The 24,275-nt window shown below is 66.1% G+C and carries 27 protein-coding genes and 1 tRNA gene; 16 read left to right on the top strand and 12 right to left on the bottom strand.

What is annotated here, in order from left to right:
• Positions 1 to 64: 64 nt before the first annotated feature.
• On the bottom strand, positions 65 to 1,117 hold the full coding sequence (locus ACWPMZ_RS05915; protein ID WP_455703080.1) for a 1,9-bis(guanidino)-5-aza-nonane synthase: 1,053 nt from the start codon (positions 1,115 to 1,117) through the stop codon (positions 65 to 67).
• A 124-nt stretch (positions 1,118 to 1,241) separates the two neighbouring features.
• Here ACWPMZ_RS05915 and ACWPMZ_RS05910 point away from each other — a divergent pair, with 124 nt between their 5' ends.
• From ACWPMZ_RS05910 to ACWPMZ_RS05890, 5 genes are all read left to right on the top strand, one after another.
• Positions 1,242 to 2,207, top strand: coding sequence for a threonine ammonia-lyase (locus tag ACWPMZ_RS05910; RefSeq protein WP_455703079.1), 966 nt, complete (start codon positions 1,242 to 1,244; stop codon positions 2,205 to 2,207).
• A 67-nt stretch (positions 2,208 to 2,274) separates the two neighbouring features.
• Positions 2,275 to 2,712, top strand: a complete 438-nt coding sequence (locus ACWPMZ_RS05905) for an MAPEG family protein (protein WP_455703078.1) — start codon at positions 2,275 to 2,277, stop codon at positions 2,710 to 2,712.
• 2 nt (positions 2,713 to 2,714) lie between these two features.
• Complete coding sequence (locus ACWPMZ_RS05900) at positions 2,715 to 3,158, top strand: MAPEG family protein (protein WP_455703077.1); 444 nt, start codon at positions 2,715 to 2,717, stop codon at positions 3,156 to 3,158.
• Positions 3,159 to 3,223: 65 nt separating this feature from the next.
• The gene (locus tag ACWPMZ_RS05895) at positions 3,224 to 4,549 is read left to right on the top strand and encodes an NTP/NDP exchange transporter (protein WP_455703076.1); all 1,326 of its coding nucleotides are present in this window, start codon (positions 3,224 to 3,226) and stop codon (positions 4,547 to 4,549) included.
• A gap of 25 nt (positions 4,550 to 4,574) precedes the next feature.
• On the top strand, positions 4,575 to 4,817 hold the full coding sequence (locus ACWPMZ_RS05890; RefSeq protein WP_455703075.1) for a hypothetical protein: 243 nt from the start codon (positions 4,575 to 4,577) through the stop codon (positions 4,815 to 4,817).
• A 5-nt stretch (positions 4,818 to 4,822) separates the two neighbouring features.
• Here the strand turns inward: ACWPMZ_RS05890 and ACWPMZ_RS05885 are convergent, their stop codons facing one another.
• Positions 4,823 to 6,034, bottom strand: a complete 1,212-nt coding sequence (locus ACWPMZ_RS05885; protein WP_455703074.1) for a glycosyltransferase family 87 protein — start codon at positions 6,032 to 6,034, stop codon at positions 4,823 to 4,825.
• Positions 6,035 to 6,356: 322 nt separating this feature from the next.
• Between ACWPMZ_RS05885 and ACWPMZ_RS05880 the strand changes: the two genes are divergently transcribed.
• The 3 genes from ACWPMZ_RS05880 (at position 6,357) to ACWPMZ_RS05870 (ending at position 8,268) form a co-directional block, all read left to right on the top strand.
• Positions 6,357 to 6,548: a Flp family type IVb pilin gene (locus ACWPMZ_RS05880; RefSeq protein WP_455703073.1), complete on the top strand. Its 192-nt coding sequence runs from the start codon at positions 6,357 to 6,359 to the stop codon at positions 6,546 to 6,548.
• A gap of 83 nt (positions 6,549 to 6,631) precedes the next feature.
• Positions 6,632 to 7,228 carry a methyltransferase family protein gene (locus ACWPMZ_RS05875; RefSeq protein ID WP_455703072.1) on the top strand — a complete coding sequence of 199 codons (597 nt, stop codon included), beginning with the start codon at positions 6,632 to 6,634 and terminating at the stop codon, positions 7,226 to 7,228.
• Between the two features lie 5 nt (positions 7,229 to 7,233).
• Positions 7,234 to 8,268, top strand: a complete 1,035-nt coding sequence (locus ACWPMZ_RS05870; RefSeq protein WP_455704171.1) for an acyltransferase family protein — start codon at positions 7,234 to 7,236, stop codon at positions 8,266 to 8,268.
• Here the strand turns inward: ACWPMZ_RS05870 and ACWPMZ_RS05865 are convergent.
• From ACWPMZ_RS05865 to aspS, 6 genes are all read right to left on the bottom strand, one after another.
• A tRNA-Met gene (locus ACWPMZ_RS05865) sits at positions 8,225 to 8,301 on the bottom strand. The genes ACWPMZ_RS05870 and ACWPMZ_RS05865 overlap by 44 nt on opposite strands.
• A 76-nt stretch (positions 8,302 to 8,377) precedes the next feature.
• Positions 8,378 to 8,926, bottom strand: a complete 549-nt coding sequence (locus ACWPMZ_RS05860; RefSeq protein WP_455703071.1) for a 2'-5' RNA ligase family protein — start codon at positions 8,924 to 8,926, stop codon at positions 8,378 to 8,380.
• Positions 8,923 to 9,888 carry an endolytic transglycosylase MltG gene (mltG, locus tag ACWPMZ_RS05855; protein ID WP_455703070.1) on the bottom strand — a complete coding sequence of 322 codons (966 nt, stop codon included), beginning with the start codon at positions 9,886 to 9,888 and terminating at the stop codon, positions 8,923 to 8,925. The genes ACWPMZ_RS05860 and mltG overlap by 4 nt, the downstream gene beginning before the upstream one ends.
• A 7-nt stretch (positions 9,889 to 9,895) precedes the next feature.
• Positions 9,896 to 11,155: a beta-ketoacyl-ACP synthase II gene (gene fabF, locus ACWPMZ_RS05850; RefSeq protein WP_455703069.1), complete on the bottom strand. Its 1,260-nt coding sequence runs from the start codon at positions 11,153 to 11,155 to the stop codon at positions 9,896 to 9,898.
• A 99-nt stretch (positions 11,156 to 11,254) separates the two neighbouring features.
• The gene (locus ACWPMZ_RS05845; RefSeq protein WP_455703068.1) at positions 11,255 to 11,491 is read right to left on the bottom strand and encodes an acyl carrier protein; all 237 of its coding nucleotides are present in this window, start codon (positions 11,489 to 11,491) and stop codon (positions 11,255 to 11,257) included.
• 134 nt (positions 11,492 to 11,625) lie between these two features.
• A complete protein-coding gene (gene aspS / locus ACWPMZ_RS05840; RefSeq protein WP_455703067.1) occupies positions 11,626 to 13,413 on the bottom strand; it encodes an aspartate--tRNA ligase in 1,788 nt (595 codons plus the stop codon).
• A 238-nt stretch (positions 13,414 to 13,651) separates the two neighbouring features.
• On the opposite strand from aspS, the gene rnd reads away from it, so the two are divergent.
• Positions 13,652 to 14,866: a ribonuclease D gene (gene rnd / locus ACWPMZ_RS05835; RefSeq protein WP_455703066.1), complete on the top strand. Its 1,215-nt coding sequence runs from the start codon at positions 13,652 to 13,654 to the stop codon at positions 14,864 to 14,866.
• The gene (locus ACWPMZ_RS05830) at positions 14,863 to 15,759 is read left to right on the top strand and encodes a hydrogen peroxide-inducible genes activator (RefSeq protein ID WP_455703065.1); all 897 of its coding nucleotides are present in this window, start codon (positions 14,863 to 14,865) and stop codon (positions 15,757 to 15,759) included. The genes rnd and ACWPMZ_RS05830 overlap by 4 nt, the downstream gene beginning before the upstream one ends.
• A 5-nt stretch (positions 15,760 to 15,764) precedes the next feature.
• Here the strand turns inward: ACWPMZ_RS05830 and pgsA are convergent, their stop codons facing one another.
• Complete coding sequence (pgsA, locus tag ACWPMZ_RS05825; RefSeq protein ID WP_455703064.1) at positions 15,765 to 16,358, bottom strand: CDP-diacylglycerol--glycerol-3-phosphate 3-phosphatidyltransferase; 594 nt, start codon at positions 16,356 to 16,358, stop codon at positions 15,765 to 15,767.
• Positions 16,359 to 16,475: 117 nt separating this feature from the next.
• Between pgsA and ACWPMZ_RS05820 the strand changes: the two genes are divergently transcribed.
• The gene (locus tag ACWPMZ_RS05820) at positions 16,476 to 17,792 is read left to right on the top strand and encodes an MFS transporter (RefSeq protein ID WP_455703063.1); all 1,317 of its coding nucleotides are present in this window, start codon (positions 16,476 to 16,478) and stop codon (positions 17,790 to 17,792) included.
• A 3-nt stretch (positions 17,793 to 17,795) separates the two neighbouring features.
• Here ACWPMZ_RS05820 and ACWPMZ_RS05815 read toward each other — a convergent pair whose 3' ends face one another.
• The 3 genes from ACWPMZ_RS05815 to ACWPMZ_RS05805 form a co-directional block, all read right to left on the bottom strand.
• Positions 17,796 to 18,002 carry a hypothetical protein gene (locus ACWPMZ_RS05815; RefSeq protein ID WP_455703062.1) on the bottom strand — a complete coding sequence of 69 codons (207 nt, stop codon included), beginning with the start codon at positions 18,000 to 18,002 and terminating at the stop codon, positions 17,796 to 17,798.
• A 147-nt stretch (positions 18,003 to 18,149) separates the two neighbouring features.
• Positions 18,150 to 18,332 (bottom strand): CsbD family protein, encoded by a 183-nt coding sequence (locus tag ACWPMZ_RS05810; protein WP_455703061.1) that lies wholly within the window; start codon positions 18,330 to 18,332, stop codon positions 18,150 to 18,152.
• 86 nt (positions 18,333 to 18,418) lie between these two features.
• Entirely contained in the window at positions 18,419 to 18,832 is a 414-nt protein-coding gene (locus ACWPMZ_RS05805; protein WP_455703060.1) for an EVE domain-containing protein, read from the bottom strand.
• 67 nt (positions 18,833 to 18,899) lie between these two features.
• On the opposite strand from ACWPMZ_RS05805, the gene ACWPMZ_RS05800 reads away from it, so the two are divergent.
• The 5 genes from ACWPMZ_RS05800 to ACWPMZ_RS05780 are packed head-to-tail and all read left to right on the top strand — an operon-like array spanning position 18,900 to position 24,273.
• The gene (locus tag ACWPMZ_RS05800) at positions 18,900 to 20,549 is read left to right on the top strand and encodes a putative bifunctional diguanylate cyclase/phosphodiesterase (protein ID WP_455703059.1); all 1,650 of its coding nucleotides are present in this window, start codon (positions 18,900 to 18,902) and stop codon (positions 20,547 to 20,549) included.
• Between the two features lie 40 nt (positions 20,550 to 20,589).
• A complete protein-coding gene (dapF, locus tag ACWPMZ_RS05795; RefSeq protein WP_455703058.1) occupies positions 20,590 to 21,399 on the top strand; it encodes a diaminopimelate epimerase in 810 nt (269 codons plus the stop codon).
• Entirely contained in the window at positions 21,396 to 22,571 is a 1,176-nt protein-coding gene (locus tag ACWPMZ_RS05790; RefSeq protein WP_455703057.1) for a MiaB/RimO family radical SAM methylthiotransferase, read from the top strand. The genes dapF and ACWPMZ_RS05790 overlap by 4 nt, the downstream gene beginning before the upstream one ends.
• On the top strand, positions 22,568 to 23,632 hold the full coding sequence (gene ftsY, locus ACWPMZ_RS05785) for a signal recognition particle-docking protein FtsY (protein WP_455703056.1): 1,065 nt from the start codon (positions 22,568 to 22,570) through the stop codon (positions 23,630 to 23,632). The genes ACWPMZ_RS05790 and ftsY overlap by 4 nt, the downstream gene beginning before the upstream one ends.
• Positions 23,632 to 24,273, top strand: a complete 642-nt coding sequence (locus ACWPMZ_RS05780; protein WP_455703055.1) for an inner membrane-spanning protein YciB — start codon at positions 23,632 to 23,634, stop codon at positions 24,271 to 24,273. The genes ftsY and ACWPMZ_RS05780 overlap by 1 nt, the downstream gene beginning before the upstream one ends.
• Positions 24,274 to 24,275: the final 2 nt, after the last annotated feature.

Raw genomic sequence — 24,275 nt, 5'->3', positions numbered from 1 at the left:
AGGGGCGCATATATTCGGCTGCGTCTGAACTGCAAGTGAAATTGCGGCCGGACGCAGCCAAATATCAGTCGAATATCTTGGCCCAGCGGCGCGCCTTGCGCCCCTTGTCCTGCTGCCTGTGCCAGGCGTCGCTCGCCAGCAGGGGCATGACCGATCCGGCCTCGGCGAAAACCATCTGTTCGATCGCCGTGGAGACCTTGCCCCAGCTCGCCGCTTCCTGCAGCGTGGAAGAGGAACAAGCACCGTCGCGCACGTCCGCCACAGTGATCTGCACGGCGTACTTGTGCACCGCCACGTCCTCGTGCCCGAGGATTTCGGCGCAGACGACAGTATCCTGAATGAAGTTCTTCGGCACGCCGCCGCCGATCATCAGCAGGCCCGATTCGCCGGCCTGGATCTTGATGTCGGTCAGCTCGCGGAAATCGGCCACCGCGTCGATCATCAGGTACGGGCGGCCTTCCTTCATCGCATCGACCTGATGCTTGACCAGCCCGAAGCCGGCCGAGCTGTCGACGAACGCAGGGCAGAAGATCGGCACGTCATGCTCGTAGGCAAGCTTGACGAGGCTGTTGTCCTTCTTGCCGTGCTCGGCGAGGTAGCGTCCCATCTCGCGGATGAACGCGCGGCTCGAATAAGCCTTGGGCTCGAGCTCGTTGGCGATCTTGTTGATCGTGAAGTCGCAGTCCTGCAACTGCTGTTCGTCGATGTAGGTGTCGTAGATCCGGTCGATGTAGAGCGAGCGCAGGGTATCGTCGTCCGGCACGTCCAGCGCCTGATAATGCTTGTGGCCCAGCCCTTCGAAGAAATCCATGTCGACGATCGTGGCGCCCGTCGCCACGACGCAGTCGACCATGTTGGAGCGGATCAGTTCGGCATAGAGATCCATGCACCCGCCCGCGCTGGTGGAACCGGCGATGACGAGGAAGATCGTGCAGTTCTCGTCCTCCAGCATCTGGTTGTAGATCCTGGTCGCCCGCGCAAGGTCGCGGCTGGTGAAGCTCATCTTGCCCATCGCGTCCACGATGGGGCGCGCGTCGAACTCGCGAATGTCGATGTGTTCCACCTTGGTGGAAAGCAGTTCGGCCTTGCGCGTGTCGTTGACGGTCGATTCGCTCATTTCGGAGAGGGTCCTTCCTCGTGGGTTCGCTGATGGAACGGGCTCGAACGGAGCCCGGTTCCCGTCGAAGGCGGCGCGCATAGGCGCTGGCGACCCGCAGGTAAATATGCGACCAGCCGGGGCGATGACACAGCCAGCCGAGATGCGCAAACCAACCCGTGGCGGCGTGCTGCGCGCCTCCGCCAAGATTGCGGAAATCCTCCCAGAAACTCCGTTGCTTGCGACCGAGATCCTGGGCGTCCAGGTCTGGTGCAAAGCGGAGAGCCTGCAACCGATCGGCGCGTTCAAGATCAGGGGGGCCTGGCACCGGCTGACGGACCTGTCGGCCGAGGAACGCGCCCGCGGCGTCGTTGCAGTGTCGAGCGGCAATCACGCGCAGGGCGTGGCCTGGGCCGCCCGCCGGCTGGGTATCTCCGCGACCATCGTCATGCCGAGCGACGCCCCGCGCGTGAAGCTCGACGGTACGCGCGACCTCGGCGCCGAGATCGTGCTCTACGACCGGCAAGGCGGCGAATCGCGCGATGCAGTCGCGGCGGAACTTATCGCGCGGACCGGCAAGACGCTGGTGCATGCTTACGGCGACGCCTGGGTGATCGAGGGCCAGGGAAGCGCCGGGGTCGAGATCGCCGCGCAACTGGGCACGCAACCCACCCGCATCGTCACGCCCTGCGGAGGGGGTGGTCTGACCGCCGGCTTGGCGCTGGCCTGTCCCGAGGCGGAAATCGTGCCCGTCGAACCCGAGGGATGGGACGACGTGCGCCGCAGCTTGCTGTCCGGCGAAATCTGCGCGGTTGCCGCCGATGCGCCCCCGACCTCGTGTGACGCGCTGCAGACGCTGGCGACCTATCCCCTCAATTTCGAGATCCTGCGAGCGCGCGCCGCGCCGGGGGTGGCAGTGACCGAAGCGGAGATCCGCGCGGCGCAGCGGTTCGCCTTTTCGCGGCTGCAACTGGTGCTCGAACCGGGCGGCGCAGTGGCGCTCGCCGCCGCGCTGGCAGGCAAGGTCGCGCTCGACGGGAAGACGGTGCTCATGCTCACCGGCGGCAATGTCGATGCCGGCGCGTTCGCGGCCGCCATCACCGGAAACTAGAGGGCTGTTGGCAATTCGCCTTCCAGGGCGCAGGTAGTGCGCTGCCAATCCGGGAGGGAATTTACCGATGCAGGCGCAAATGCTCGCACCCGCCGCCGTGCTCGTCGCGTGGACACTGGTCATGCAACTGTGGATGATCGCCAGCCGCTTCCCCGCGCTCAGGGCGGCGGGGATCGATCTCAAGAAGGCTGCCCCGGGCGGCCGGGGGCAGGATCTGGACGGACGCCTGCCGCCGCCCGTGATGTGGAAATCGCACAATTACACGCACCTGATGGAGCAGCCGACGATCTTCTATGCCGTGGTGGCGATCCTCGCGATCGCCGGGCCGGACGCGACCTCCGTCATGCTCGCCTGGGCCTATACGATCATCCGTATCGTCCATTCGCTCTGGCAATCGCTGGTCAACCGCATCCCCGTGCGCTTCGTCTTTTTCGCATTGTCGAGTGTGGTCTTGATTGCTCTGGCGATTAGGGCATTGCAGGCAACTGTCTTTGCAGGAGCGTGAGCGTGGATAAACTGTCGATACTCCAGCCGGTGGTCGCGCTGGCTGCGTGGACCCTGGTCATGTGGCTGGTGATGTACGCCACGCGCATCCCCGCGATGATGGCCGCCCAAGTCGACACGAACGCCTACGTTCGCGATCCCGACATGACGCTCGACCGCGCGCTTCCGGCGCAGGTGCAATGGAAAGCGCATAACTACAACCACCTGCACGAAGCGCCGACGGTGTTCTACGCCGTGGCGCTGACGCTGTTCCTGCTCAACGAGGGTGACGGGCGCGTCGCGATTCTGGGCTGGGCCTATGTCGCGCTGCGCATCGTCCACTCCCTGGTCCAGGTGACGGTCAACAAGGTGATGGTCCGGTTCGTGATCTTCACCCTGTCGACCGCCGTGCTCATGGCGCTGACCGCGCTGGCGGCCATGGCCAGCTTTTCCGCCATGGCATCCTGACGGGTCCGGGGCGGGATCTCGCGCAGTGCGACCGATCCTGACCCGGCCCTGAGAGGCACCCTGTGATGCAGGAGACGAGCTTTTTCGCCAGGACCGTGCGGGCCGTGGCGAAGGTCGAGCCGTCGGAAACGAAGATGGTCGTCCTGTCCTTCTTCTACTTCTTCCTGCTGATGGTCAGCTATTTCGTCATTCGCCCGCTGCGCGAAACGATGGGCACCGTCTACGGCGTCGATCGGCTCGAGGAGCTGTTCACCGGGACCTTCGTCGTCAGCATCGTGGCGACGATGGCGTTCGCTGCAATCGCCTCGCGGCTCAAGCTGTCGACGTTCCTGCCGTGGGTCTACGGGTTCGTCGCGATCACCCTGGTCGCCTTCGCCTTCCTGCTCCGTGCGGACCCGGGCGACCGCATCCTTGCCGCGGCGTTCTACGTCTGGGTCTCGACCTTCAACCTCCTGACCATATCGGTGTTCTGGAGCTTCATGGCCGACATGCTGTCGCGCGAACAGGCCAAGCGCCTGTTCGGCGTCGTCGCCGCCGGCGGCACCTGCGGTACGATCGCGGCGCCGCTGTTCGTGACGCTGTTCGGGGAGGCGGTGGGCGAGGCGAACCTGATCCTCATTTCCGCCGCCGGGTTCGCCGTGACGGGCCTGCTCGTGCGGCAGATCGAGGTGCACCAGGCCAGGCTCCGCCGTAGCCAGGACGATCAGGCAGCGCCGGCAACCGATCCGGAATCCCGGCTGGGCGGTTCGTTTCTCGACGGTTTCCGGCTGATCCTGGCCTCGCGCTACCTGATGCTGATCGCGCTGTTCCTGCTGCTAATGACGTGGATCTCGACGGTGCTGTACTTCCAGCTCTCGTCCGCCATCACCGACAGCTTCGCCGCGACCGCCGACCGGACCCGGGCGTTCGCGACCATCGACCTGGCGACCAATTCGGCCACCTTGCTGGTCCAGTTCTTCGGCACCAGCCGGTTCCTCCAGAAACTCGGGGTGACGTGGGGTTTGCTGGTCAATCCGGCGATCATGGTCGTCGCGTTCCTTGCGATCGTATTCTCGCCGGTTCTGCTGATGCTGGGCACGGTGCAGGTGATCCGGCGCTTCGCCGAATACTCGATCGCCAAGCCCAGCCGCGACCTCCTCTACACGGCGGTCGACCCGCAGGCGAAGTACAAGGCCAAGAACGTGATCGACACCGTGGTCTACCGCTTCGGAGACCTGTCCGCCGCCTGGCTGAGCGCAATGGTCCTGCCCTTCGGCATCGCCGGGCTGGCGATTTTCGGCGCGGTGATCGCGGTGGTCTGGTTCCCGATCGCTTTCGTCCTCGGCCGGAAGTTCGAGGCGATGCGCGATCCGGCGGACGGACGCAATTTTGCGCCGGATAACGGAACCTAAAGGATTCAGGCGCATAGAGTGAGGGATGACCGCCTCGCTCTCATCCCTGCTCGACGTAGTGTTGAAGGGTGGCATCGTCCTCCTGATCGTGAACGAGATCAGGGGCCTCTTCCTCGCCGTACCGGTGCTTTACGGCATGTACCAGGCGGGCGGATCGATCATGGCGATCTGGCTCGGCTTTTGCTCGCTTGCCGGGATCGCCCTGTCGGTCATCGTGCCGGCCTTTGCGGCCAAGAAACTGCAAGCGGCCCTGCGACCCGCCACCTGACGCCGTCACACGGTCGTGGCAGCCGCGCTCTCTTCCTGAACCCGGCTTTCATCACCAGCAGCAGCCCGCGCGCCACCGCGCGTCCAGATCATCCACAGCAGCACGATCGCGGCGATCGGCATCAGGTTCACGCCCAGGGGCAGCGCAATGGCACGTGTGGCGAAAGGCGCGATCCACAGCCCGAGCAGGATCAGCTTCTCCCACGGCCGGAAGCCCACCCTGACGCCCTGCAGCGCCAGCCACAGGACCGGCAGGACCAGGAACGGAAGATCGTAGTTGAACAGATAGGGTGAGGCGAGCGCGGTGGCGGCGAGCATGAGCGCGCCCGTTGCCATGGCATCGCGGCCCAGGCGGCGCCAGCTGGCCATCGCCAGGATCGCCATGCCCACGGCGATCAGCGCGGCAAGGACGGCAGCGACCGTCGGCCCCGCGAACAGCCGCACCTGGGCATAGGGCGTCGCCATGCGCAGGAGAAACTCGGGCTGCGCCTCGCGCACCAGCATGGCGCTGACCGGCCAGCTTTCGGTGTAGGCCAGCATGGTGGAGGTTCCGAACGCCAGCCACGACAGCAGCGTCAGCCCCGCCGCACTGCAGCCGGCCGCGACGAAGGCCCGCCACCGGCCCCCCGCCGCCAGCCAGAAGGGCACGAGCAGCGCCAGGTGCGGCTTGACGATCAGCGCGCCCAGCAGCGCCCCGGCCAGGATTGGCCGGCGATCGAGCCAGTACACCCCGCCCACCAGCAGCGCGCCCGTGACAAACCCGTTCTGCGCATGGCCCGCGGCGATCAGCGCCCCCGGGAAGGCAGCCGCCAGGGGCCACAGCCGGGGGAACGCCTTGATGCTGCACCACGCCCACACCGCATAGGTAACCGCGACCCACGCGATCCAGGCGACGGCGTAATCGAACAGGCCGAAGGGCGCGGCGACGAACAGGAACGGCGGCGGATTGACGTAGGCGAAGTAATCGCCCGCCACCGCGGCGGTCTGGACACCTTCCTGCCATGCCAGATCGTAGGCCTTGGCGGGAACCCCGGCCAGCACGGCCCTTGCCGCGCCCCAGAAGGCCAGGAAATCGCTCCCCGGAGGCTTCTGCGCCTGGACCCAGGAATAGGCGACATGCGCCAGCGACACCAGGCCGACGATCGCGGCATAGCCCCGCGCCCTCTCCCGGCCGAACCAGTCGGCATCGCGCAGGAAATGAATCGGCCCCGTCCCCATCCGGCCTGCTTAACGACGTCACGCAAAAACGGATAGCCGCTCGCGGTGAATCAGGGTGTGAAGTACCGCCGGTCCAATTCCTTTGAAGTGGCATTTAACCATTGTTGGAAGGAATTTGACGCCATAAGTCCTTGAAAACCGGAGAAAGTGCAAACCCTGTTAAGAGCTTGTTGACCGACTCGGCCGTTAGGATGATGCTTTTAGGCGTCAGAGGGCTGAAGCTCGGGAAGTCCAAGCCCCCTGCACTGGCTAACCGGAAATAGAAGCCGGGGCCTTTGGACAAGTTGCCGCACAGATGCGGCCATCTTTTAGGGGAAATACCATGACCACTTTTCTTCGTTCGTTCGTCCGTGACGAGTCCGGCGCTGCTGCGGCCGAATACGCTCTGATCCTCGCCATCGTCGGCTCGGGCATCGCTGCTGCGGCGTTTGCACTGGGTGGTTCGATCTCGACCGCTCTCGGCAATGCTGGTGAGGCTATCGAAGCGACCGACTACACTCCTGTTGCTTCCTAATAATTCGCTTATTGGAAACCCCGCCATGCCTAGCGCGTGGCGGGGTTTTCATTTCACTCGCCCAAATTGTTGAAAGGCGTCAAGTGAGCCGGAATCCGCTGATCGATTATGGCGAGAGACTATTTCTCATCTTGCTGTCCGCGCCATTCCTGTATCGCTTTGCGACGTACGTTCCAACTCATCCCTACGCTCTTGCGCTCGTATGTTCTGAACTACTCGCAGTCATCCTCATTCTGATACGTAAGCCGGGCGAGATGGCGGCCTCTCCCTTTCAGACCCTGATTGCTTTCGCGGGTACGGCACTTCCTCTTTTTGCAACGCCTGGAGATACAGCTTTTCTTCCAGTTTGGCTTTCCTCGGTACTCATGGTGTCGGGTTTACTGATCAATATTTCAGCCAAGCTAGCATTGAACCGCAGTTATGGCTTGATTGCTGCAAATCGCGGGATCAAGCGGGGTGGACCCTACCGGTTGGTTCGCCATCCGATGTATCTAGGATATTTCGTTACGCAGATCAGTTTTTTACTTTCTGCGTTTTCGTACCAACTTCTGGCACTCTATGCGCTTGCTTGGATTTTCCAGATCCTCCGTATCTTTTCAGAAGAGGCTCTGCTGATGGAAGACCCGGCTTACCGGGAATTTGCCAAACAGGTCCCTAGGCGGATATTGCCCGGGTTCTGATTGCAATGCAGCCGCCCGCGCAATCCATCGACCTGCGTGGAAACAGCGATCGTAGATTGACCGGGCTTGACGCGCTGCGCGGCATAGCCGCCCTCTGTGTCGTATCTTACCATGTCCTCGCAGCGGAAGGCGCGACAGCAGGTAAGGGCTACCTCGCCGTAGATTTTTTCCTGATGCTCTCCGGATACGTCCTGGCTCGCACTTACGAAGGCCGGATGGCGAATGGCCTCGGGCCTTTCGCTTTTTTCGCGGCCCGTTATCGTCGGCTCTGGCCGATGATGGCGGTGGGCACGCTCCTCGGCCTCCTGCTTCTGGGTGGGGCTTCTCCCCTGATAGTGATGATGGGCTTGCTGCTCCTTCCGCTTTTCCAGACGGGCTACGCCTTCCCCCTCAATTCTCCCGCGTGGTCGGTGGCGCTCGAGCTCGTGCTCAACGTCCTCCACGCCGCTGTCTTTCATCGCGTTTCGAACCGGGCCTTGGCGATTGCCGTGGTCACGGGCGCGGTCGCGACCCTGCCCTTCCTGGCGGCGGGGCACGGACTCGAAGGCGGTCCCTCGAATGGCGCTTTCGGCTTCGCCCTGCTGCGCGGGCTCATTTCCTACCCCCTGGGCATAATTCTCTGGCGCGTGTGGCGCGACCGGCCGCCGCTGCGCATTCCCGCGGCGATCACCGTTGCGGCGATGCCGGCGCTCTACCTGCTGAGCGTGTTCGAGCCGTCGGCGGCCGTGTTCGATTATGCGTTCGTGCTGCTGGTGTGCCCGCTGCTGATTGCCGGCGGATTGACCCTGGCGACGCGCTGGGGCTGGTTCCTGGGCGCCGTCAGCTTTCCCCTCTACGCGGTGCACTATCCGCTGATCCATTGGGCGAGCGAGCGGGGCATGTCGCCCTGGTCCGGCGCGCTCGCTGCGATCCTCGCCGTAGCTGGCGGGGTCGGACTGAGCATGCTGGCTGCGAGACGCCGGGTCGATCCGCGTGATCCGGAACGGTCTGCAAGGCTGGTAGCGGAGGAGGGACTCGAACCCCCGACACGGGGATTATGATTCCCCTGCTCTAACCGACTGAGCTACTCCGCCATCGGCGAAAACCAGCCTTGAGATGCCCCGGCGGCGCCGGTGCAGGCGGCGCATCTAGGGTGTCAGCCGGTGGCGGTCAACCGCGAAAGCTCCACCGCCCGGCCGTCTCCCACGGACCGCCGCGATAACGATACAGCGCGAGGCCCGCGAAGGCGAAATCGCGTGGTTCGATCTCGACGCTCAGGTGCGCCAACAGCAACTTGGCCTCGTGCGGAGAGACCTTGTTCTGCACGGTTATGTGCAGCCGCGGCCGGTGCTCGTCCTGCGGGGTCAGCAGCCCGTGGAAGCGCTCGGCCAGCCGGTCGCGCAGGTCCAGCATGGCCGGGCTCGCGATCCGCAGCGCCACGCCCCGGCCGAGCGACATCACGCCTTCGAGCCGTGCGGGCACCGGGCGCCCTGCCGCCTCGGCCGCGAGGCACTGCCGCAGCTCTCCTTCGGCTGAAGGAGGCAGGGCGTGGAACAGGGTGACGTGCGCCTTGAGGAAATTGCGCTCGGGCGGGAAATGCGCCTTGCGCAACTGGTCGGCGCGGGACTGCAGGGATTCCGGCAGCTCGGCGGTGACGATCAGGGGGGCGAAATCGCCCCGCCCGCCCCCGGCCGCGCCCCCGCCTGCGGTTGGAATCACATCTCGCCGCGCTGGCGGCGGATGGCGAACCACTTGGCGACGTTGGCGTTGTGATCGGCCAGGTTGTCGGCAAAGACGTGCCCGCCGGTGCCGTCCGCCACCATGTAGAGCGCCTTGGTCTGCGCCGGATTGAGCACCGCCTCGATCGCCGAGCGGCCAGGATTGGTGATGGGCCCGCGCGGCAGGCCGACCATCGTGTAGGTGTTGTAGCCGTTGACCGCGGCGATCTCGCTCTGGCGGATGCGGCGGCCGAGCGGCTTGCCCTTGGTTATCGGGTAGATGATCGTCGGATCGGCCTGCAACAGCATCCCGGTACGCACGCGGTTGGAATAGAGCCCGGCGACCATCCGCACTTCCGAAGGCTTCCCGGTCTCCTTCTCGACGATCGAGGCCAGGGTCACCGCCTCCTGCTGGCTCTTGGCCACCGTATCGCTAGCGCGGCGCGGCCAGAGTTCGGCGAGCGTCTTCTTCATCGCCTGCTGCATCCGCGCGAGGACGGCGGCACGGCTCTCGCCGCGTTCGAAATCGTAGCTCTCGGGCAGGACCGATCCTTCCGCCGGGACCGGAATGTCGCCGGTCAGCAGCGGCTCGGCCATCAGCCGTTCCCACACCATGATCGAGGGCAGCCCTTCGGGCACGGTGACGAAGCGGCGCAGCGCCTCGCCGTGCTGCAGGGTGTCGAGGATCGACGCCGGGCTGGACCCGGCCGGAAGCAGGAACTCGCCCGCCTTGATCGGGTCGCCGTTGCCGAGGATCTTGGCCCGCAGCAGAAACCCGTCGGCCGAACCGATGATGCCTTCGGTCTCCAGCTTGTTCGCGACCGAGGTCAGCGACGAGCCGTTCTCGACGATGAAGGGCGTGTCCTTGGGCAGGTTGGCCGAGCCCATCCACGGCGCCGCGAACCAGGCGAGCGCGACCGCCCCCAGCACGACGGCGGCAATGATCAGGCGGGACAGGCGCATGGCGGGCCTAGTCGACCTTCTTCATGATCAGCGAGGCGTTGGTCCCGCCGAACCCGAACGAGTTGTTGAGCACCGCGTTCACTTCGCGCTTCTTCGCCTTGTGCGGCACGAGGTCGACGCCCTCGGTCCCCTCGTCAGGATCGTCGAGGTTGAGCGTCGGCGGCACGATCTGGTCGCGGATGGCGAGGATGCAGAAGATGCTCTCCACCGCGCCCGCGCCGCCCAGCAGGTGGCCGATGGCCGACTTGGTGCTGCTCATCGACGCGCCGCCCAGGTCGTCGCCAAAGACCCGCTTGGCCGCGGCGAGTTCGATGGTGTCGGCCATCGTGCTCGTGCCGTGGGCGTTGATGTAGTCGATATCCGACGGTTCCATCCGCGCCTTGCGCAGCGCCATGCGCATCGAATTCTCGGCACCCTTGCCCTCCGGGTGCGGAGCGGTGACGTGATAGGCGTCGCCCGACAGGCCGTAGCCGACCACTTCGGCGTAGATCTTCGCGCCGCGCGCCTTGGCGTGCTCGTATTCCTCCAGCACCACCACGCCCGCGCCCTCGCCCATAACAAAGCCGTCGCGGCCCTTGTCGTAGGGGCGGCTCGCCTGCTCGGGCCGGTCGTTGAAGCTCATGTTGAGCGCCTTGGCCTGCGCGAAGCCGGCCACGCCAAGCGGGTTAACGGTGCTTTCCGCCCCGCCCGCCAGCATGACGTCGGCATCGTCGTCCTTGATCATCCGCGCGGCATCGCCGATCGAATGCGCGCCGGTCGAACAGGCGGTCACCACCGAGTGATTGGGCCCCATCAGGCCGTACTTGATCGAGACCTGCCCGCTGGTCAGGTTGATCAGCCGGCCGTGGACGAAATGCGGGCTGACCCGGCCGGGCCCCCGCTCCGCCAGCACCAGCGATTCACTCTCTATGCCGGGCAGTCCGCCGATGCCCGAGCCGATCGAGACGCCGGCGCGCAGCCGTTCCTCCTCGGTCATCTCGGTCAGGCCCGCATCCTCCAGCGCCTGACCGGCCGCGTCGATCGCGTAGATGATGAAGGGGTCGACCTGCCGCTGGACCTTGTGGTCCACGCGCTTGTCGGGATCGAAGCCGTAGGGGTGATCCTTGGGCTTTATCTCGCCCGCGATCTTCGCCTTGTGCTCGGTGGTATCGAACCGCGTGATCGGGCCGATGCCGCTCTTGCCCGCGATCAGATTGGCCCAGGTCGTCTCGACATCGCTCCCCAAGGGGGTGACCAGACCGAGACCGGTGACGACGACACGACGCATAACTTCTCTCCGAAACCACGAAAGGCCCAGCCTTGTGGGCTGAGCCTTTCCATCCCCATCCGCAGCCGGCGGGACCGTCCGCGACGGGGCGAGCGGGCCTTAGCCCTTGTGCTCTTCGATGTACTTGATGGCGTCACCGACGGTGTTGATCTTTTCCGCGGCGTCGTCGGGAATTTCGACCCCGAACTCTTCCTCGAAGGCCATGACCAGCTCGACGATGTCGAGGCTGTCGGCGCCCAGATCGTCGATGAAGCTCGCATCGGGCACGACCTTGTCGTCCTCGACGCCCAGGTGCTCGACGACGATCTTCTTAACGCGGTCGGCGGTATCGCTCATTGTACGTCCTCTCAGGGATTCAGGAGTGGCAATTGCCCTCGCCCTAATGAACCCCGTTAAGGCTGGCAAGTGCCCGGTAACGCTACCCACACGACAGCGGCCATGAAGGTGCGCCGTTCGCCGGTGGCCGGCAGCTAGCTCGCCTTGGGCGGGTCCATCAGGCGGATGTGCACGTCGCGCAGCGCCCGCGGGGGAACTTCGCTCGGCGCTCCCATCATCAGGTCCTGCGCCTTCTGGTTGAGCGGGAAGGCGATCACCTCGCGGATGTTCGGCTCGTCGGCCAGCAGCATGACGATCCGGTCGATGCCCGGGGCCGAGCCGCCGTGCGGCGGGGCGCCCAGCTTGAACGCCTCGATCATGCCGGAGAAATTGGCATCGACATCCTCGCGGGTGTAGCCCGCGATCTCGAACGCCTTGTACATGATTTCCGGCTTGTGGTTCCGGATCGCGCCGCTCGACAGCTCGTAGCCGTTGCACACGATGTCGTACTGCCACGCCTTGATGCTCAGCGGGTCCTGCGTCTCCAGCGCTTCGAGCTCGCCCTGCGGCATCGAGAACGGGTTGTGGCTGAAGTCGACCTTCTTGGCGTCCTCGTCGTACTCGAACATCGGGAAGTCGACGATCCAGCAGAACTTGAACGTGCCTTCCTCGATCAGGCCAAGGACCTCGGCCACGCGGGTGCGCGCTGCGCCGGCGAGCTTGGCGGCGTCCTTTTCCTTTCCGGCGGCGAAGAACAGGCCGTCGTTCTCGCCAAGACCAAGCTCGGCATAGAGAGCGGCCATGCCCTCCTCGCCGTGGTTCTTGGCGATCGGGCCGCCGAACTCGCCGCCCTTGCGGGTGACGTAGCCGAGCCCGGCGAACCCTTCCTTGCGGGCCCAGTCGTTCATGTCGTCGAAGAACTTGCGGCTCTTCTCATGGGTGGCAGGCGCCGGAACAACGCGCACGCGGCCGCCCGAACCCACGATCTTCTCGAACAGGCCGAAACCGCTCTTCTCGAAGTGCGCGGTCACGTCGCTGATCACCAGCGGGTTGCGCAGGTCCGGCTTGTCGGTGCCGTACTTGAGCATCGTTTCGGCATAGGGAATGCGCGGGAAGCTGCCGGCCGGGGTGACCGACTTGCCGCCCGAGAATTCCTCGAACACGCCGGCGAGCACCGGCTCGATCGCGTTGAACACGTCGTCCTGCGTGACGAAACTCATCTCGAAATCGAGCTGGTAGAACTCAGGGCTGCGGTCGGCGCGCAGGTCCTCGTCGCGGAAGCACGGGGCAATCTGGAAATAGCGGTCGAAACCGGCGACCATGAGCAGCTGCTTGAACATCTGCGGCGCCTGGGGAAGCGCATAGAAGCGGCCCGGGTGCAGGCGGCTGGGTACCAGGTAGTCGCGCGCGCCCTCGGGGCTGGAGGCGCCCAGGATCGGCGTCTGGAATTCGGTGAAGCCCTGCTCGATCATCCGGCGGCGCAGCGACGCGATGACGTTGGAGCGCAGGATGATGTTCCGGTGCAGCCGCTCGCGCCGCAGGTCGACGAAGCGGTACTTGAGGCGCGTTTCCTCGGGATAGTCTTCCGCCGAATTGACGATCAGCGGCAGTTCGTCCGCACGGCTCTGCACCGTGGCGGCCTTGGCGAAGACCTCGATCTCGCCGGTCGGCAGGTTAGGGTTCACGGCGGCGCCGGCGCGGGCCTTGACCAGCCCGTCGATCGTGACGACCGATTCCAGCTTGAGCTTTTCCAGGATCGGCAGCGCGGGACTGTCGCTGTCGGCGACGATCTGGGTCACGCCGTAGTGGTCGCGCAGGTCGACGAACAGCACGCCCCCGTGGTCGCGCTTGTTGTGCACCCAACCCGACAGGCGAACTTCGCTGCCGGCATCGGCGGCGCGCAGGGCGGAACAGGTGTGCGAGCGATAGGGATGGGTCGTCATGGCCTTGGTCGAATCTATCTGGAAAGGGAGCGGCTGCCTGCGCAACCGCGATGGGCAGGCCCCCTAGCGCCTTGGCGCCCTTCCGTCACCCCCTTCCTCCGGCGCGCGGCCGGAAAGCGGGGGAATGCGCATCACTGGCCGATTGGCGCGCCGCGATCCGCGCGCTAAGGGGCGCTCATCCGTGGGCCAGGTTCCGGCCCGTCGGGCGGTGCACCGCCCAATCAGAAACGCAGACCCGATGAAAATCCACGATCTTATCACTACCACCAATGCCCTGGCCGATCTGTGCGATCGGTTGGCAAAGAGCGAATTCGTGTGCGTCGACACCGAATTCATGCGCGAGAACACCTATTACCCGCTCCTGTGCCTCGTGCAGATCGGCAACGAGGAGGAAGCCGCGGCGATCGACCCGCTGGCCGACGGGATCGATCTGACCCCACTGTGGGACCTGCTGTGCGAGAACGAGCAGATCCTGAAGGTCTTCCATGCCGGCGGGCAGGATGTTGAAATCGTCTACAACTTCACCGGCAAGACCCCGCACCCGATCTTCGATACGCAGATCGCGATGATGGCGGTCAGCCAGTCGGAACAGATCGGCTATGCCAACCTCGTCGAAAGCTGGATGGGTAAGCAGATCGACAAGGGCGCGCGGTTCACCGACTGGAGCCGCCGGCCGCTGACCGAGCGGCAGATTGAATATGCGATCGGCGACGTTACCTACCTCGCCAAAATCTTCCCCAAGCTGCTCAAGAAGCTGATCAAGACCGGCCGCGGCCAGTGGCTCGACGCCGAGATGGAGAAGCTGGCCGACCCTGCCAATTACGCCAACGATCTCGACGAGGCCTGGCAGCGCATCCGCGCGCCCAGCCGCAGCCCGATCGTGCTCGGCCGGCTCAAGGCGCTGGCCGGATGGCGCGAGAGCGAGGCGCAGGACAAGGACATCCCGCGCGGGCGAATCATGCGCGACGAGACGCTCGCCGATCTCGCCAGCCACCCGCCCAAGACTCAGGCAGAGCTCGCCAAGGTGCGCGGTCTCAGCCAGGCCTGGCGCGAGAACGACATCGGCCGGCGGCTGATGAAGGTCCTGGCCAAGGCCGAACCCATGCCCGACAGCGAACTGCCGGAAAAGCCCAAGCGCGGCGCGCCGCTGGGCAAGGAAGGTGCGTTGGTGGCCGACCTGCTCAAGCTGCTGCTCAAGATCCGCAGCCGCGAGATCGACGTGGCCAGCCGCCTGCTGACCAAGTCCGACGAGCTGGAGGCGCTGGCAGCCGGCGTGCGCCGCCTTCCGGTGCTCGAAGGCTGGCGCTACGAGGTGTTCGGCAAGGACGCGCTCGAGCTGGTCGAGGGCAAGCTGGGGTTCGGTGTGGAGGGCGGGCGCCTGAAGATGACCCGCATCGCCGACGTGCCGCCCGCGCCGCCCGGGGCTCCCGAGCCGGAACCGGCGCCCGAGTGACCACCTACCTGCCCACCATCAAGCAGCTGCAATATCTCGTCGCGCTGCACGAACATGGGCATTTCGGGCGCGCGGCGGAATCCAGCTTCGTTTCGCAGTCGACCCTCTCGGCCGGCATCCGCGAACTCGAATCGCTGCTCGGGGTGACCCTGGTCGAGCGTAGCCGCAGGGTCGTGCGCTTCACGCCGCTCGGCAACCAGGTCGTGGCAAAGGCCCACCGCCTGCTGCGCGAGGCGGAGGAGCTGTCGGACCTGGTGCAGGCCAGCGGCAAGCCGCTCGCCGGCGAATTGCGGATGAGCGTGATCCCCACGATCGCGCCGTTCATGCTGCCGCGCTTCCTGCCCCGCCTGCGGCGCGAGCGCCCCGCCCTCAAGCTGTTCCTGCGCGAGGAGACCAGTTCGGACGCGATCGAATCGCTCCATCACGGCCGCGCGGACTGCGTCCTGCTCGCCCTGCCCTTCGCGACCGGAGACGTGGACATGGCGCACATCGCCGACGACCGTCTCTACGTGGCCATGCCCAAGGGCGAGCCGATCGATCCGCCCGACGCGATCCGCCCGGAGATGATCGACCAGGGCCGCCTGCTGCTGCTCGAGGACGGGCACTGCCTGAAGGAACACGCGCTGTCGGCCTGCAACCGGCCCGAGCTGCGCGCGTCCGCCACCATGATCGGCACCAGCCTGCACACGCTCGTCCAGATGGTTGACAACGGCCTGGGCATGACGATGCTGCCGCAAATGGCGCTCGATGCCGGTATCCTGCACGACACCGAAGTCGTCGCCCGGCCGCTCGACGCCGCGAATGCCAAGCGGGAAATCGCCCTCATTTGGCGCAGGAACTCGCCCCGGGCGGACGAATTCCGGCTGCTGGCGGACGAACTCAAGGCCGGCTGAGCGCCTCAGTCCATGTGCTTGAGGCCGACCCGCAGGTAATCCCAGCCGGTCACCAGAGTCAGGATCGCGGCGCCCCACAGCGTCGTCAGGCCCACAGTGTGCGGCACGTTGGCCTCTATGCCGCCCAGGTCCACAGTCCAGCCGGGCAGGCCGCGGCCCAGGATCAGCGCGCCGAGCGCGATGAGCTGGAACGTGGTCTTCCATTTGGCCAGGCGGCTGACCGGGACCGAGACCTGCAACCCGCCGAGAAACTCGCGCAGCCCCGACACCGCGATCTCGCGCACCAGGATGATCAGCCCGGCCACGACGTGAAGGTCGTGCACATACGGCCCCCACAGCACGCTCTGCGCCGCCAGGACCAGGATCACCGTGGCGACCATGATCTTGTCCGCGATCGGATCGAGGAACACCCCCAGCCGCGAGACCGCCCCGCTCGACCGGGCGAGGTAGCCGTCGAAATAATCGGTCAGTCCCATCAGGCAATAGAGCACGAAGGCCAGGAGGTACCCGGTGTGCCAGTCGCGCCACCACATCAGCCAGGCCAGCAACGGCAGGGCCACGATGCGCGAGAGCGTGAGGAGGTTGGGCAGCGATAGCATGGCCTGCGCTCCCTACGCTCTTCCTGCGCCGCGAAAAACCCGCCTTCGCCCTTGCCCACAGCCGAGATGCCGCTAAGTCACGCGTGAGAACGGAGAGAGGGCCGCAGCACCCCCGCGATGCTAACATCGACATATCTGCTGCGGCAGCGCCGCTTCATGCCGCTGTTCGCGACACAGCTGCTCAATGCGTTCAACGACAACCTGTTCAAGAACGCCATGGTGCTGTTCGTCGTCTACGGCGTGTACAACTCGGAAGAGGCCGAAGCGCAGTTCTCGGCCATCGCCTCGGCGCTATTCATCCTGCCGTTCTTCATCCTGTCGGCGCTCGCGGGCCAGCTGGCGGATATGCGCGACAAGGCCGTCATCATCCGATGGGTCAAACTGGCCGAAATCGGCATCATGCTGGTCGGCGCGGCCGGTCTTCTGCTGGCCTGGAGCGGGCATCTGACCACGTCCATCGCCATCCCCCTGATGCTCGCCGCGCTGTTCGCAATGGGCGTCCATTCCACGTTCTTCGGCCCGATCAAGTACGCCATCCTGCCCCAGCACCTGAACAAGGACGAGGTGCTCGCCGGCACCGGCCTGGTCGAGGCGGGGACCTATATCGCCATCCTGGGCGGTACGATTCTCGCCGGCTGGATTGCGGTCGAGTGGGCGGCAATCGGCATCGTGGTCACTGCGGTGGTCGGCTATCTCACCAGCCGCAGCGTCCCGCCCGCGCCTCCGGCGATACCGGGCGAGCCGATCGATTGGCACGTGATCCGCGCCTCGATTGCGCTGGTGCGCAACACCATGCACCAGACGGAAGTCTACTACGCGATCCTGGCGATCAGCTTTTTCTGGACGATCGGGGCCGTGCTATTCATCCAGTTCCCCCCGCTCGCCAAGAACGTCCTGCTCGCCCAGAAAGAGGTCGCCAGCCTGTTCCTCGTGGTCTTCTCCGTCGGAGTAGCCGCCGGGTCGATTGCCGTGAACGCCCTGCTCAAGGGCCGGGTCTCTGCGCGCTATGCCCCGGCCTCGGTCATCGCGATGGGCATCTTCGTGGGCCTGTTCTACCTCGTCTGCCGGGTCTGGGGGGCGACGGTCAGCGGGCCGCTGATGGACGTGCCTACGTTCCTGTCCCACCCGATGGCTTTCCTGGTCCTGGCCTCGCTGCTGATGATCGCGGTTTCTGGCGGGATGTTCGTGGTGCCGCTCTACGCTTTCCTGACCACCAAGGTTGATCCCGGGCAGGCCGCCCGCACGGTCGCGGCGAACAACATCGTCAATTCGGGTGCGATGGTCGGCGGCGCGGTGCTCGCTGCTGCCCTGAGCTGGGCCAAGGTCGCCCTGGTCGACCAGGTGCTCCTCAGCGCGGCGATGTGCGTCGTATCGGCGTGGCTCGGCCGCAGGCTCTATCGCGCGGAGCAGGCCGCTGCGGCGGCCGCCGCCTGACGATCAGAAGATAAAGGCGGCCACCGCGACCAGGCAGGCCACGTAGCTGGTGGTGAAACCGCGCACGTCCTCGGCCGAGAGCTTCAGCGCATTGCGCCACAGCCGGAAGACACTGGCCGAAGCATCCTGCCCGCCCCGCACGTGCGGCGGCAGGCTGGCCCGGAACGGGTGCCGGGAAGTCTCGTCGGTGATGACCAGGGAACGTCGCATGAGGACGGCTTAACGTTTTCGTAACCATGCGACAGAGGGCTATTGGTTACTGTCCACAAGCGGGACAAGGGCCCGGTATCGAACCTCCGGCCCCAACGAAAAAGGGCCGCCCCGCGGGACGGCCCTTTCGATTGGTCGGCGTTGGGATCAGACCTTGTTGCCAAGTGCTCCCTTGACTTCGCCCGACAGGTTCTGCGCTTCGCCCTTGCGCTCCTGCATCTCGCCCTTCTGGCGCAGCGACTCGTTGTCGGTCGCATCGCCGGTCACCTGCTTGGCGTTGCCGGCGACTTCGTTGGCGATGCCCTTGGCCTTGTCTTTCAACTCGCCCATGGCGGTTCTCCTCGGTTTGATCGGCAGCGGACATGGTGCCCGTGCTCTTGAACCGTCAACGGCGGGGGCAAGAGAAATGTTCCCGTTCAAGCCTTTGCCATCGAACGGATCTTGCGCCACTCGGCCGGGGTGATCTCCGCCACGGACAGGCGGGACTGGCGCAGCAGCTCGGTTTCCTCGAGGGACTTTTCAGCCTTGATGTCGGCCAGACTGACCGGCCGGGCGAATTTCTCCGCCGGTTCGATCTCGACCGCCGCCCACGTCCCGCTGTCGTCCTTCGGGTCGTCGAGACCGGCCTTGGCGATCCTTACGATGCCGACGATCTCCTTGGCGCTGACCGAGTGATAGAACAGCGCCTCGTCGCCCACGCTCATGGCCCGCAGGTTGTTGCGCGCGCGATAGTTGCGCACCCCGTCCCACAGTGTGCTGCCGTCCTCGACCAGCTTGTCGTAGCTGTAGGCTTCGGGTTCGCTCTTGATCAGCCAATACCGCCTGGCCATCGGGGAATCTCCTTTGGCTTCCCTCGGGTTAACCGGATGGGAAGGATGATTTGTTAGCGCGGCTTCCATGGGAGCACCCGCTCAGACTCTCAACCCCGCAGTCGGCGCTGTCGCCGGGGAAAACGGCCTTGCGCGCGCGCAACGCGATTTCGTCGCGCTGGGCATCGCCGTTGCCGCACTGATCCTGTTCGTCGGGATCGGTGGCCAGGTCATGCCGCAAATCGCGCGCAGCTGGCTCGGCCTCGACAAGCCGCCCGATCTCCTGCTCACGAACGCCCTGCTGCTCAACATCGCCCTGCTGATCTTCGGCTGGCGCCGGTACACCGACATGAGCCGCGAAGTGACCGCCCGCCGGTCGGCCGAGCAGGAAGCCCGCCATCTGGCGCAAAGCGATCCGCTGACCGGCACCCGCAACCGCCGGGGCCTGTTGCCGACGATCGACGCGATGCTGGTCGGCACCGACGTGGCGGTGCTGCTGATCGATCTCGACAACTTCAAGGCGATCAACGACCGCAGCGGTCACAAGATCGGCGACCAGGTGCTGATCGAGGCGACGGCGCGGATCGCGCGCTGCCTGCCCCCCGGCGCGGCCCTGGCGCGCATCGGCGGTGACGAATTCGCCTGCGCGCTCCCTTGCCCGCAGGAAGAGCGCAAGGAGATCGACCGCATCGCCACGGCCATCGTCGCCCAGGTGTCGAAGCCGGTCGAAGTGGGCAACTTCCGCGTGGAAGTCACCGCGTCGGTCGGCATAGCCTGCAGCCGCCATCCCGGAGAGGACACGCCCGACGCCGAAACGCTGGTCCACTGGGCCGACGTGGCGATGTACCACGCCAAGAAGAGCGGCCGTGACCGGCACGCATGGTTCGAGCCGCGCATGGAAAGCGAATTGCGCTTCCGCAACTCGCTGGAGGTCGGCCTGCGCAGCGGCATTCCCAAGGGCGAGTTCGTTCCGTTCTACGAGCAGCAGATCGACGTTCAGTCCGGCAAGCTGGTCGGTTTCGAGATGCTCGCGCGGTGGAAATCGCCCGAATTCGGCGTCATCGGGCCCGACCTGTTCATTCCGCTGGCCGAAGAGCTGGGGGTCATCGGCGAACTGTCCGAAGGGCTCATCCGGCAGGCGCTGCGCGATGCGCGCGAGTGGGAGCCGCACCTGACCCTGTCGGTCAACATCTCCCCCATCCAGTTGCGCGATCCATGGCTCGCCCAGAAGCTCCTGATGCTGCTGCAGGAAGCGGGCTTCCCGGCGCACCGTTTCGAGATCGAGATCACCGAAAGCTGCCTGCACGACAATATCGCCGTGGTGCGCTCGATCATCGCCAGCCTGAAGAACCAGGGCGTGAAGGTCAGCCTCGACGATTTCGGCACCGGTTATTCCAGCCTGGCGCAGCTTCGCGCGCTGCACTTCGACCGTCTCAAGATCGACCGCAGCTTCGTCAGCGAACTGGCCGAAGCGGGCGCCAACAGCGAGCTTGTCGCCGCGATCGTCTCGCTCGGGCGGGGATTGGGGCTGCCCATCGTGGTCGAGGGGATCGAGAACCACCAGGCGCTGGAAGCCCTGCGCGGGCTCGGCGACCTGAAGGGCCAGGGATACCACTATGGCCGGCCCGAAGATGCCGAGGCCACGCTGCAGCGCCTGATGCTGCAGGCATCGAGCAACATCGCGCGCCTGCCCGAACCGGGCCTGTCGATGCCGGAGCTGACCCGCAAGGCGGGCTAGGCCCATTGCCCTCGCCCGGTCGCGCCACTACGTGGCGGTGATGCGGATCGACTTCGTGAAGATGCACGGCCTGGGCAACGACTTCGTCGTGCTCGACGCCCGTGGCCGGGCGCTTCCGCCGATCGAGGACCATGTCGCGCGCGCGCTGGCCGACCGGCGGACCGGGATCGGCTGCGACCAGCTGATCGTGCTCGAACCCTCCGAGGTGGCGGACTTCCGCATGCGGATCCGCAATGCAGACGGCGGCGAGGTGGGCGCGTGCGGCAACGCGACCCGCGCGGTCGCCCTGCTGCACGGCGAACAGTGCGAGATCGAAACCGTCGCGGGCATCCTCTCCGCCCAGCCCGAGGATGGCGGCGTGGCCGTCGACATGGGCGAGCCTGAGTTCGGCTGGGAGGCGATCCCGCTGTCGGACCCCATGGATACGCTCGAGATGCCGGTCGGCTGGGACGAGCTGGAACGGCCCAGCGCGGTCAACGTGGGCAATCCGCACGTCGTCTTCTTCGTGCGCGACACCGACAAGGTCGACATGGAACTGCTCGGCCCGGCGATCGAACGCGATCCGCTGTTTCCCGAGCGGGTCAACGTCAACGTCGCCACGGTCGAGAACCGCGGCGAGATTCGCCTGCGCGTGTGGGAGCGCGGCGCCGGCCTGACCCGCGCCTGCGGCACCGGCGCCTGTGCCACCGCGGTGGCGGCCATGCGGCGCAAGCTGGTCGACCGCGAGGTCGTCGTCACCCTGCCCGGCGGCAAGCTGCTGATCGGCTGGGGCGAGGACGGGCGGATCACGATGACCGGCCCCGCCAGCGAAAGCTTCCGCGGCAGCTTCGACTGGGGCGACTACGCGTGAGCGAAGCGCAGGTGATCTCGCTCGGCTGCCGGCTGAACCTGGCGGAGAGCGAACGCATCCGCGCGCTTCTGGCGGGCGCGCCCGACACCGTGGTGATCAACTCCTGTGCCGTTACCGCCGAGGCCGTGCGCCAGACCCGCCAGGCGATCCGCCGCGCCCGCCGGCACCGCCCCGACGCTCGCTTGCTGGTCACCGGCTGCGCGGCCGAGATCGAACGCGAGGGCCTCGCCGCGATGCCGGAGGTGGACGGGCTCGTGCCCAACGCCGCCAAGCTCGACGCGCGCGCATGGAACGTGCCCGATGCCCCCGCCAGGCCCTCGCAGCTCCACACCCGCGCCTTCGTGGCGGTGCAGAACGGTTGCGACCATGCCTGCACCTTCTGCGTCATCCCGCAGGGCCGCGGGCCGAGCCGTTCGCTCGGCGTGGCGCAGGTCCTGCGCGAGATCGAGGACCATCTCGCTCTGGGCGCGGGCGAAGTCGTGCTGACCGGCGTCGACGTGACGAGCTGGGGCCATGACCTCCCAGGCTCGCCGCGCCTGGGCGCGCTGGTCCGCGCCATCCTGGATGCTTTTCCTCAACTTGCCCGCCTGCGCATGTCGTCGCTCGACGGCATCGAGGTCGACGACGAGTTGTTCGCGCTCCTGGCCGAAGAGCCGCGCGTCATGCCGCACCTGCACCTGTCGCTGCAGCATGGGCACGACCTGGTCCTCAAGCGGATGAAGCGGCGCCATTCGCGTGCCGACGCGATCGCGTTGGTCGAGCGGCTGCGGGCGCGCCGTCCGGACCTGGCGGTGGGGGCCGACCTCATCGCCGGCTTCCCGACCGAGAGCGGCGAACACCATGCGGCCAACCTGTCGATCGTGCGCGATCTCGGGATCGTCCACGGCCATGTCTTCCCCTACTCCCGGCGGCCTGGCACTCCGGCCGCGCGCATGCCGCAACTCGAGGGCGACACAATCCGCCAGCGCGCCGCCGAACTGCGCGACGCGGTTGCCGCCGGGCGGCGCCGTTGGCTGGAAAGCCTGATCGGCACCCCCCTGACGGTTCTCGTGGAAGCCGACGGGACCGGTCATGCGGAGAACTTCGCCCGCGTCGCTGCACCTGGGGGTACTCCACGCGGCGCGATCATCGGCATTACTCCCACCCGGCTCGAGGAAGGTCTGTTGTCGTGAGCGAATCCAAGAGCTGGACCGAGCGGCTGTTCGGCGGCTTCCGCAAGACGTCCGAACGCCTGAGCGAAAACCTGTCCGCGATCACCTCGGCCGAACCGGTCGATGAGGCGGAAACTGTGCCAGAACCCGCTCCGATGCCCGCCGTTGCGCCGGTGACCGCCGAACCCGAGGCCACCCCCCAGCCCGCCCCGGTGTCGCTCGCCAGCAAGCTCACCACGACGATCCGCTCGGCACGTCTCGACGATGCGACGCTGGACGAGGTCGAGGACGCGCTGATCCTGTCCGATCTCGGCCCGAGCGCCGCGGCGCGCATCCGCGCCAAGCTGTCCGAAAAGCGCTTCGGCCTGACCATGACGGAGCGCGAGCTCAAGGAAGCCGTGGCCGAGGAAATCGCCGCGATCCTGCGTCCCGTCGCCCGGCCACTGCAGATCACCGCCTTTCCCCGTCCGCAGGTCGTGCTGGTCATCGGCGTCAACGGCAGCGGCAAGACGACCACAATCGCCAAGCTCGCCCACCTGTTCCAGGAAGACGACTACGGCGTGCTTCTGGCTGCAGGCGACACCTTTCGCGCGGCGGCCATCGGCCAGCTCAGGGTCTGGGCCGAGAGGATCGGAGTGCCGATCGCGACCGGGCCGGAAGGCGGTGACCCTGCGTCCATCGTGTTCGACGCGGTAAAGCAGGCGACCGAGACCGGCATCGACGCTCTCATCGTCGACACCGCCGGTCGGCTGCAGAACAAACGTGAGTTGATGGACGAACTCGCCAAGATCCGCCGCGTCCTCGGCCGTCTCAACCCCGAGGCGCCGCACGATGTCGTGTTGGTGCTCGATGCCACCAACGGGCAGAACGCCCTCGCCCAGATCGACGTGTTCAAGGAGGTGGCCGGCGTCACCGGCCTGATCATGACCAAGCTCGACGGCACCGCTCGCGGCGGCGTGCTCGTCGCCGCGGCGGAACAATACGGTTTGCCGATCCATGCCATCGGCGTGGGCGAAAAGATCGATGACCTGCGGCCGTTCGATCCCGACCTAGTCGCGCGCGTTATTGCAGGAGTGGCCTGATGAGCACCGACAAGAAACCCGCCTCGGGCTGGCTCAATCTGCTGGTCGACTACGGACCGCTGCTGGTCTTCTTTGCGGTCTACTGGTTCTACGCGCCTGAGAACAAGGAAGACGGGCTCGGCACCATCTTCGCCGTGGTCCGCAGCACCGGCGCGTTCATGGTTGCGGCGGTCATCGCCCTGGCAGCGTCCAAAATGCTGTTTGGCGCCGTTTCGCGGATGCTCCTGCTGTCGACACTGCTGATCGTCGGCTTCGGCGGGCTGACCGTGCTGCTGCGCGACCCGTTCTACGTGCAGATCAAGCCCACGGCGCTCTACCTGTTCTTCGGCGCCGTGCTGCTGTTCGGCTGGTGGCGCGGAAAGGCCCTTCTGCAATGGCTCCTCGAGGCTGCGTTCGAAGGGCTGAACGAAACCGGCTGGCTCAAGCTGAGCCGCAACTGGGGGCTGTTCTTCCTGGCCCTCGCCGCGCTGAACGAGGCGCTGCGCTTCTCGCTCAGCTTCGGGGACTGGCTGACCGCGAAGCTCTGGGTGTTCATGCCCTTGAGCTTCCTGTTCACCTTCACCCAGCTGCCGATGTTGATGCGGCACGGCCTCTCGCTGGGCGAGGAGGAAAAGGTGATCGAGAACCCGCCGACGGAGTGACG

This window comes from Tsuneonella sp. HG222, from assembly GCF_053819185.1.
This window is presented reverse-complemented; position numbering and strand designations above follow the sequence as displayed.

What these genes read in the sequence shown, in the direction of transcription:
- rnd (WP_455703066.1), top strand. Translation starts at nt 13,652, where the DNA reads ATGAAAATCCACGATCTTATCACTACCACCAATGCCCTGGCCGATCTG.
- ACWPMZ_RS05885 (WP_455703074.1), bottom strand. Translation starts at nt 6,034, where the DNA reads ATGGGGACGGGGCCGATTCATTTCCTGCGCGATGCCGACTGGTTCGGC.
- aspS (WP_455703067.1), bottom strand. Translation starts at nt 13,413, where the DNA reads ATGACGACCCATCCCTATCGCTCGCACACCTGTTCCGCCCTGCGCGCC.
- ACWPMZ_RS05780 (WP_455703055.1), top strand. Translation starts at nt 23,632, where the DNA reads ATGAGCACCGACAAGAAACCCGCCTCGGGCTGGCTCAATCTGCTGGTC.
- pgsA (WP_455703064.1), bottom strand. Translation starts at nt 16,358, where the DNA reads ATGCTATCGCTGCCCAACCTCCTCACGCTCTCGCGCATCGTGGCCCTG.
- ACWPMZ_RS05800 (WP_455703059.1), top strand. Translation starts at nt 18,900, where the DNA reads ATGGGAGCACCCGCTCAGACTCTCAACCCCGCAGTCGGCGCTGTCGCC.
- dapF (WP_455703058.1), top strand. Translation starts at nt 20,590, where the DNA reads ATGCGGATCGACTTCGTGAAGATGCACGGCCTGGGCAACGACTTCGTC.
- ACWPMZ_RS05905 (WP_455703078.1), top strand. Translation starts at nt 2,275, where the DNA reads ATGCAGGCGCAAATGCTCGCACCCGCCGCCGTGCTCGTCGCGTGGACA.
- ACWPMZ_RS05820 (WP_455703063.1), top strand. Translation starts at nt 16,476, where the DNA reads ATGCTAACATCGACATATCTGCTGCGGCAGCGCCGCTTCATGCCGCTG.
- ACWPMZ_RS05910 (WP_455703079.1), top strand. Translation starts at nt 1,242, where the DNA reads ATGACACAGCCAGCCGAGATGCGCAAACCAACCCGTGGCGGCGTGCTG.
- ACWPMZ_RS05810 (WP_455703061.1), bottom strand. Translation starts at nt 18,332, where the DNA reads ATGGGCGAGTTGAAAGACAAGGCCAAGGGCATCGCCAACGAAGTCGCC.
- mltG (WP_455703070.1), bottom strand. Translation starts at nt 9,888, where the DNA reads ATGCGCCTGTCCCGCCTGATCATTGCCGCCGTCGTGCTGGGGGCGGTC.
- ACWPMZ_RS05845 (WP_455703068.1), bottom strand. Translation starts at nt 11,491, where the DNA reads ATGAGCGATACCGCCGACCGCGTTAAGAAGATCGTCGTCGAGCACCTG.
- fabF (WP_455703069.1), bottom strand. Translation starts at nt 11,155, where the DNA reads ATGCGTCGTGTCGTCGTCACCGGTCTCGGTCTGGTCACCCCCTTGGGG.
- ACWPMZ_RS05870 (WP_455704171.1), top strand. Translation starts at nt 7,234, where the DNA reads ATGCAGCCGCCCGCGCAATCCATCGACCTGCGTGGAAACAGCGATCGT.
- ACWPMZ_RS05805 (WP_455703060.1), bottom strand. Translation starts at nt 18,832, where the DNA reads ATGGCCAGGCGGTATTGGCTGATCAAGAGCGAACCCGAAGCCTACAGC.
- ACWPMZ_RS05895 (WP_455703076.1), top strand. Translation starts at nt 3,224, where the DNA reads ATGCAGGAGACGAGCTTTTTCGCCAGGACCGTGCGGGCCGTGGCGAAG.
- ACWPMZ_RS05915 (WP_455703080.1), bottom strand. Translation starts at nt 1,117, where the DNA reads ATGAGCGAATCGACCGTCAACGACACGCGCAAGGCCGAACTGCTTTCC.
- ACWPMZ_RS05815 (WP_455703062.1), bottom strand. Translation starts at nt 18,002, where the DNA reads ATGCGACGTTCCCTGGTCATCACCGACGAGACTTCCCGGCACCCGTTC.
- ACWPMZ_RS05890 (WP_455703075.1), top strand. Translation starts at nt 4,575, where the DNA reads ATGACCGCCTCGCTCTCATCCCTGCTCGACGTAGTGTTGAAGGGTGGC.
- ACWPMZ_RS05880 (WP_455703073.1), top strand. Translation starts at nt 6,357, where the DNA reads ATGACCACTTTTCTTCGTTCGTTCGTCCGTGACGAGTCCGGCGCTGCT.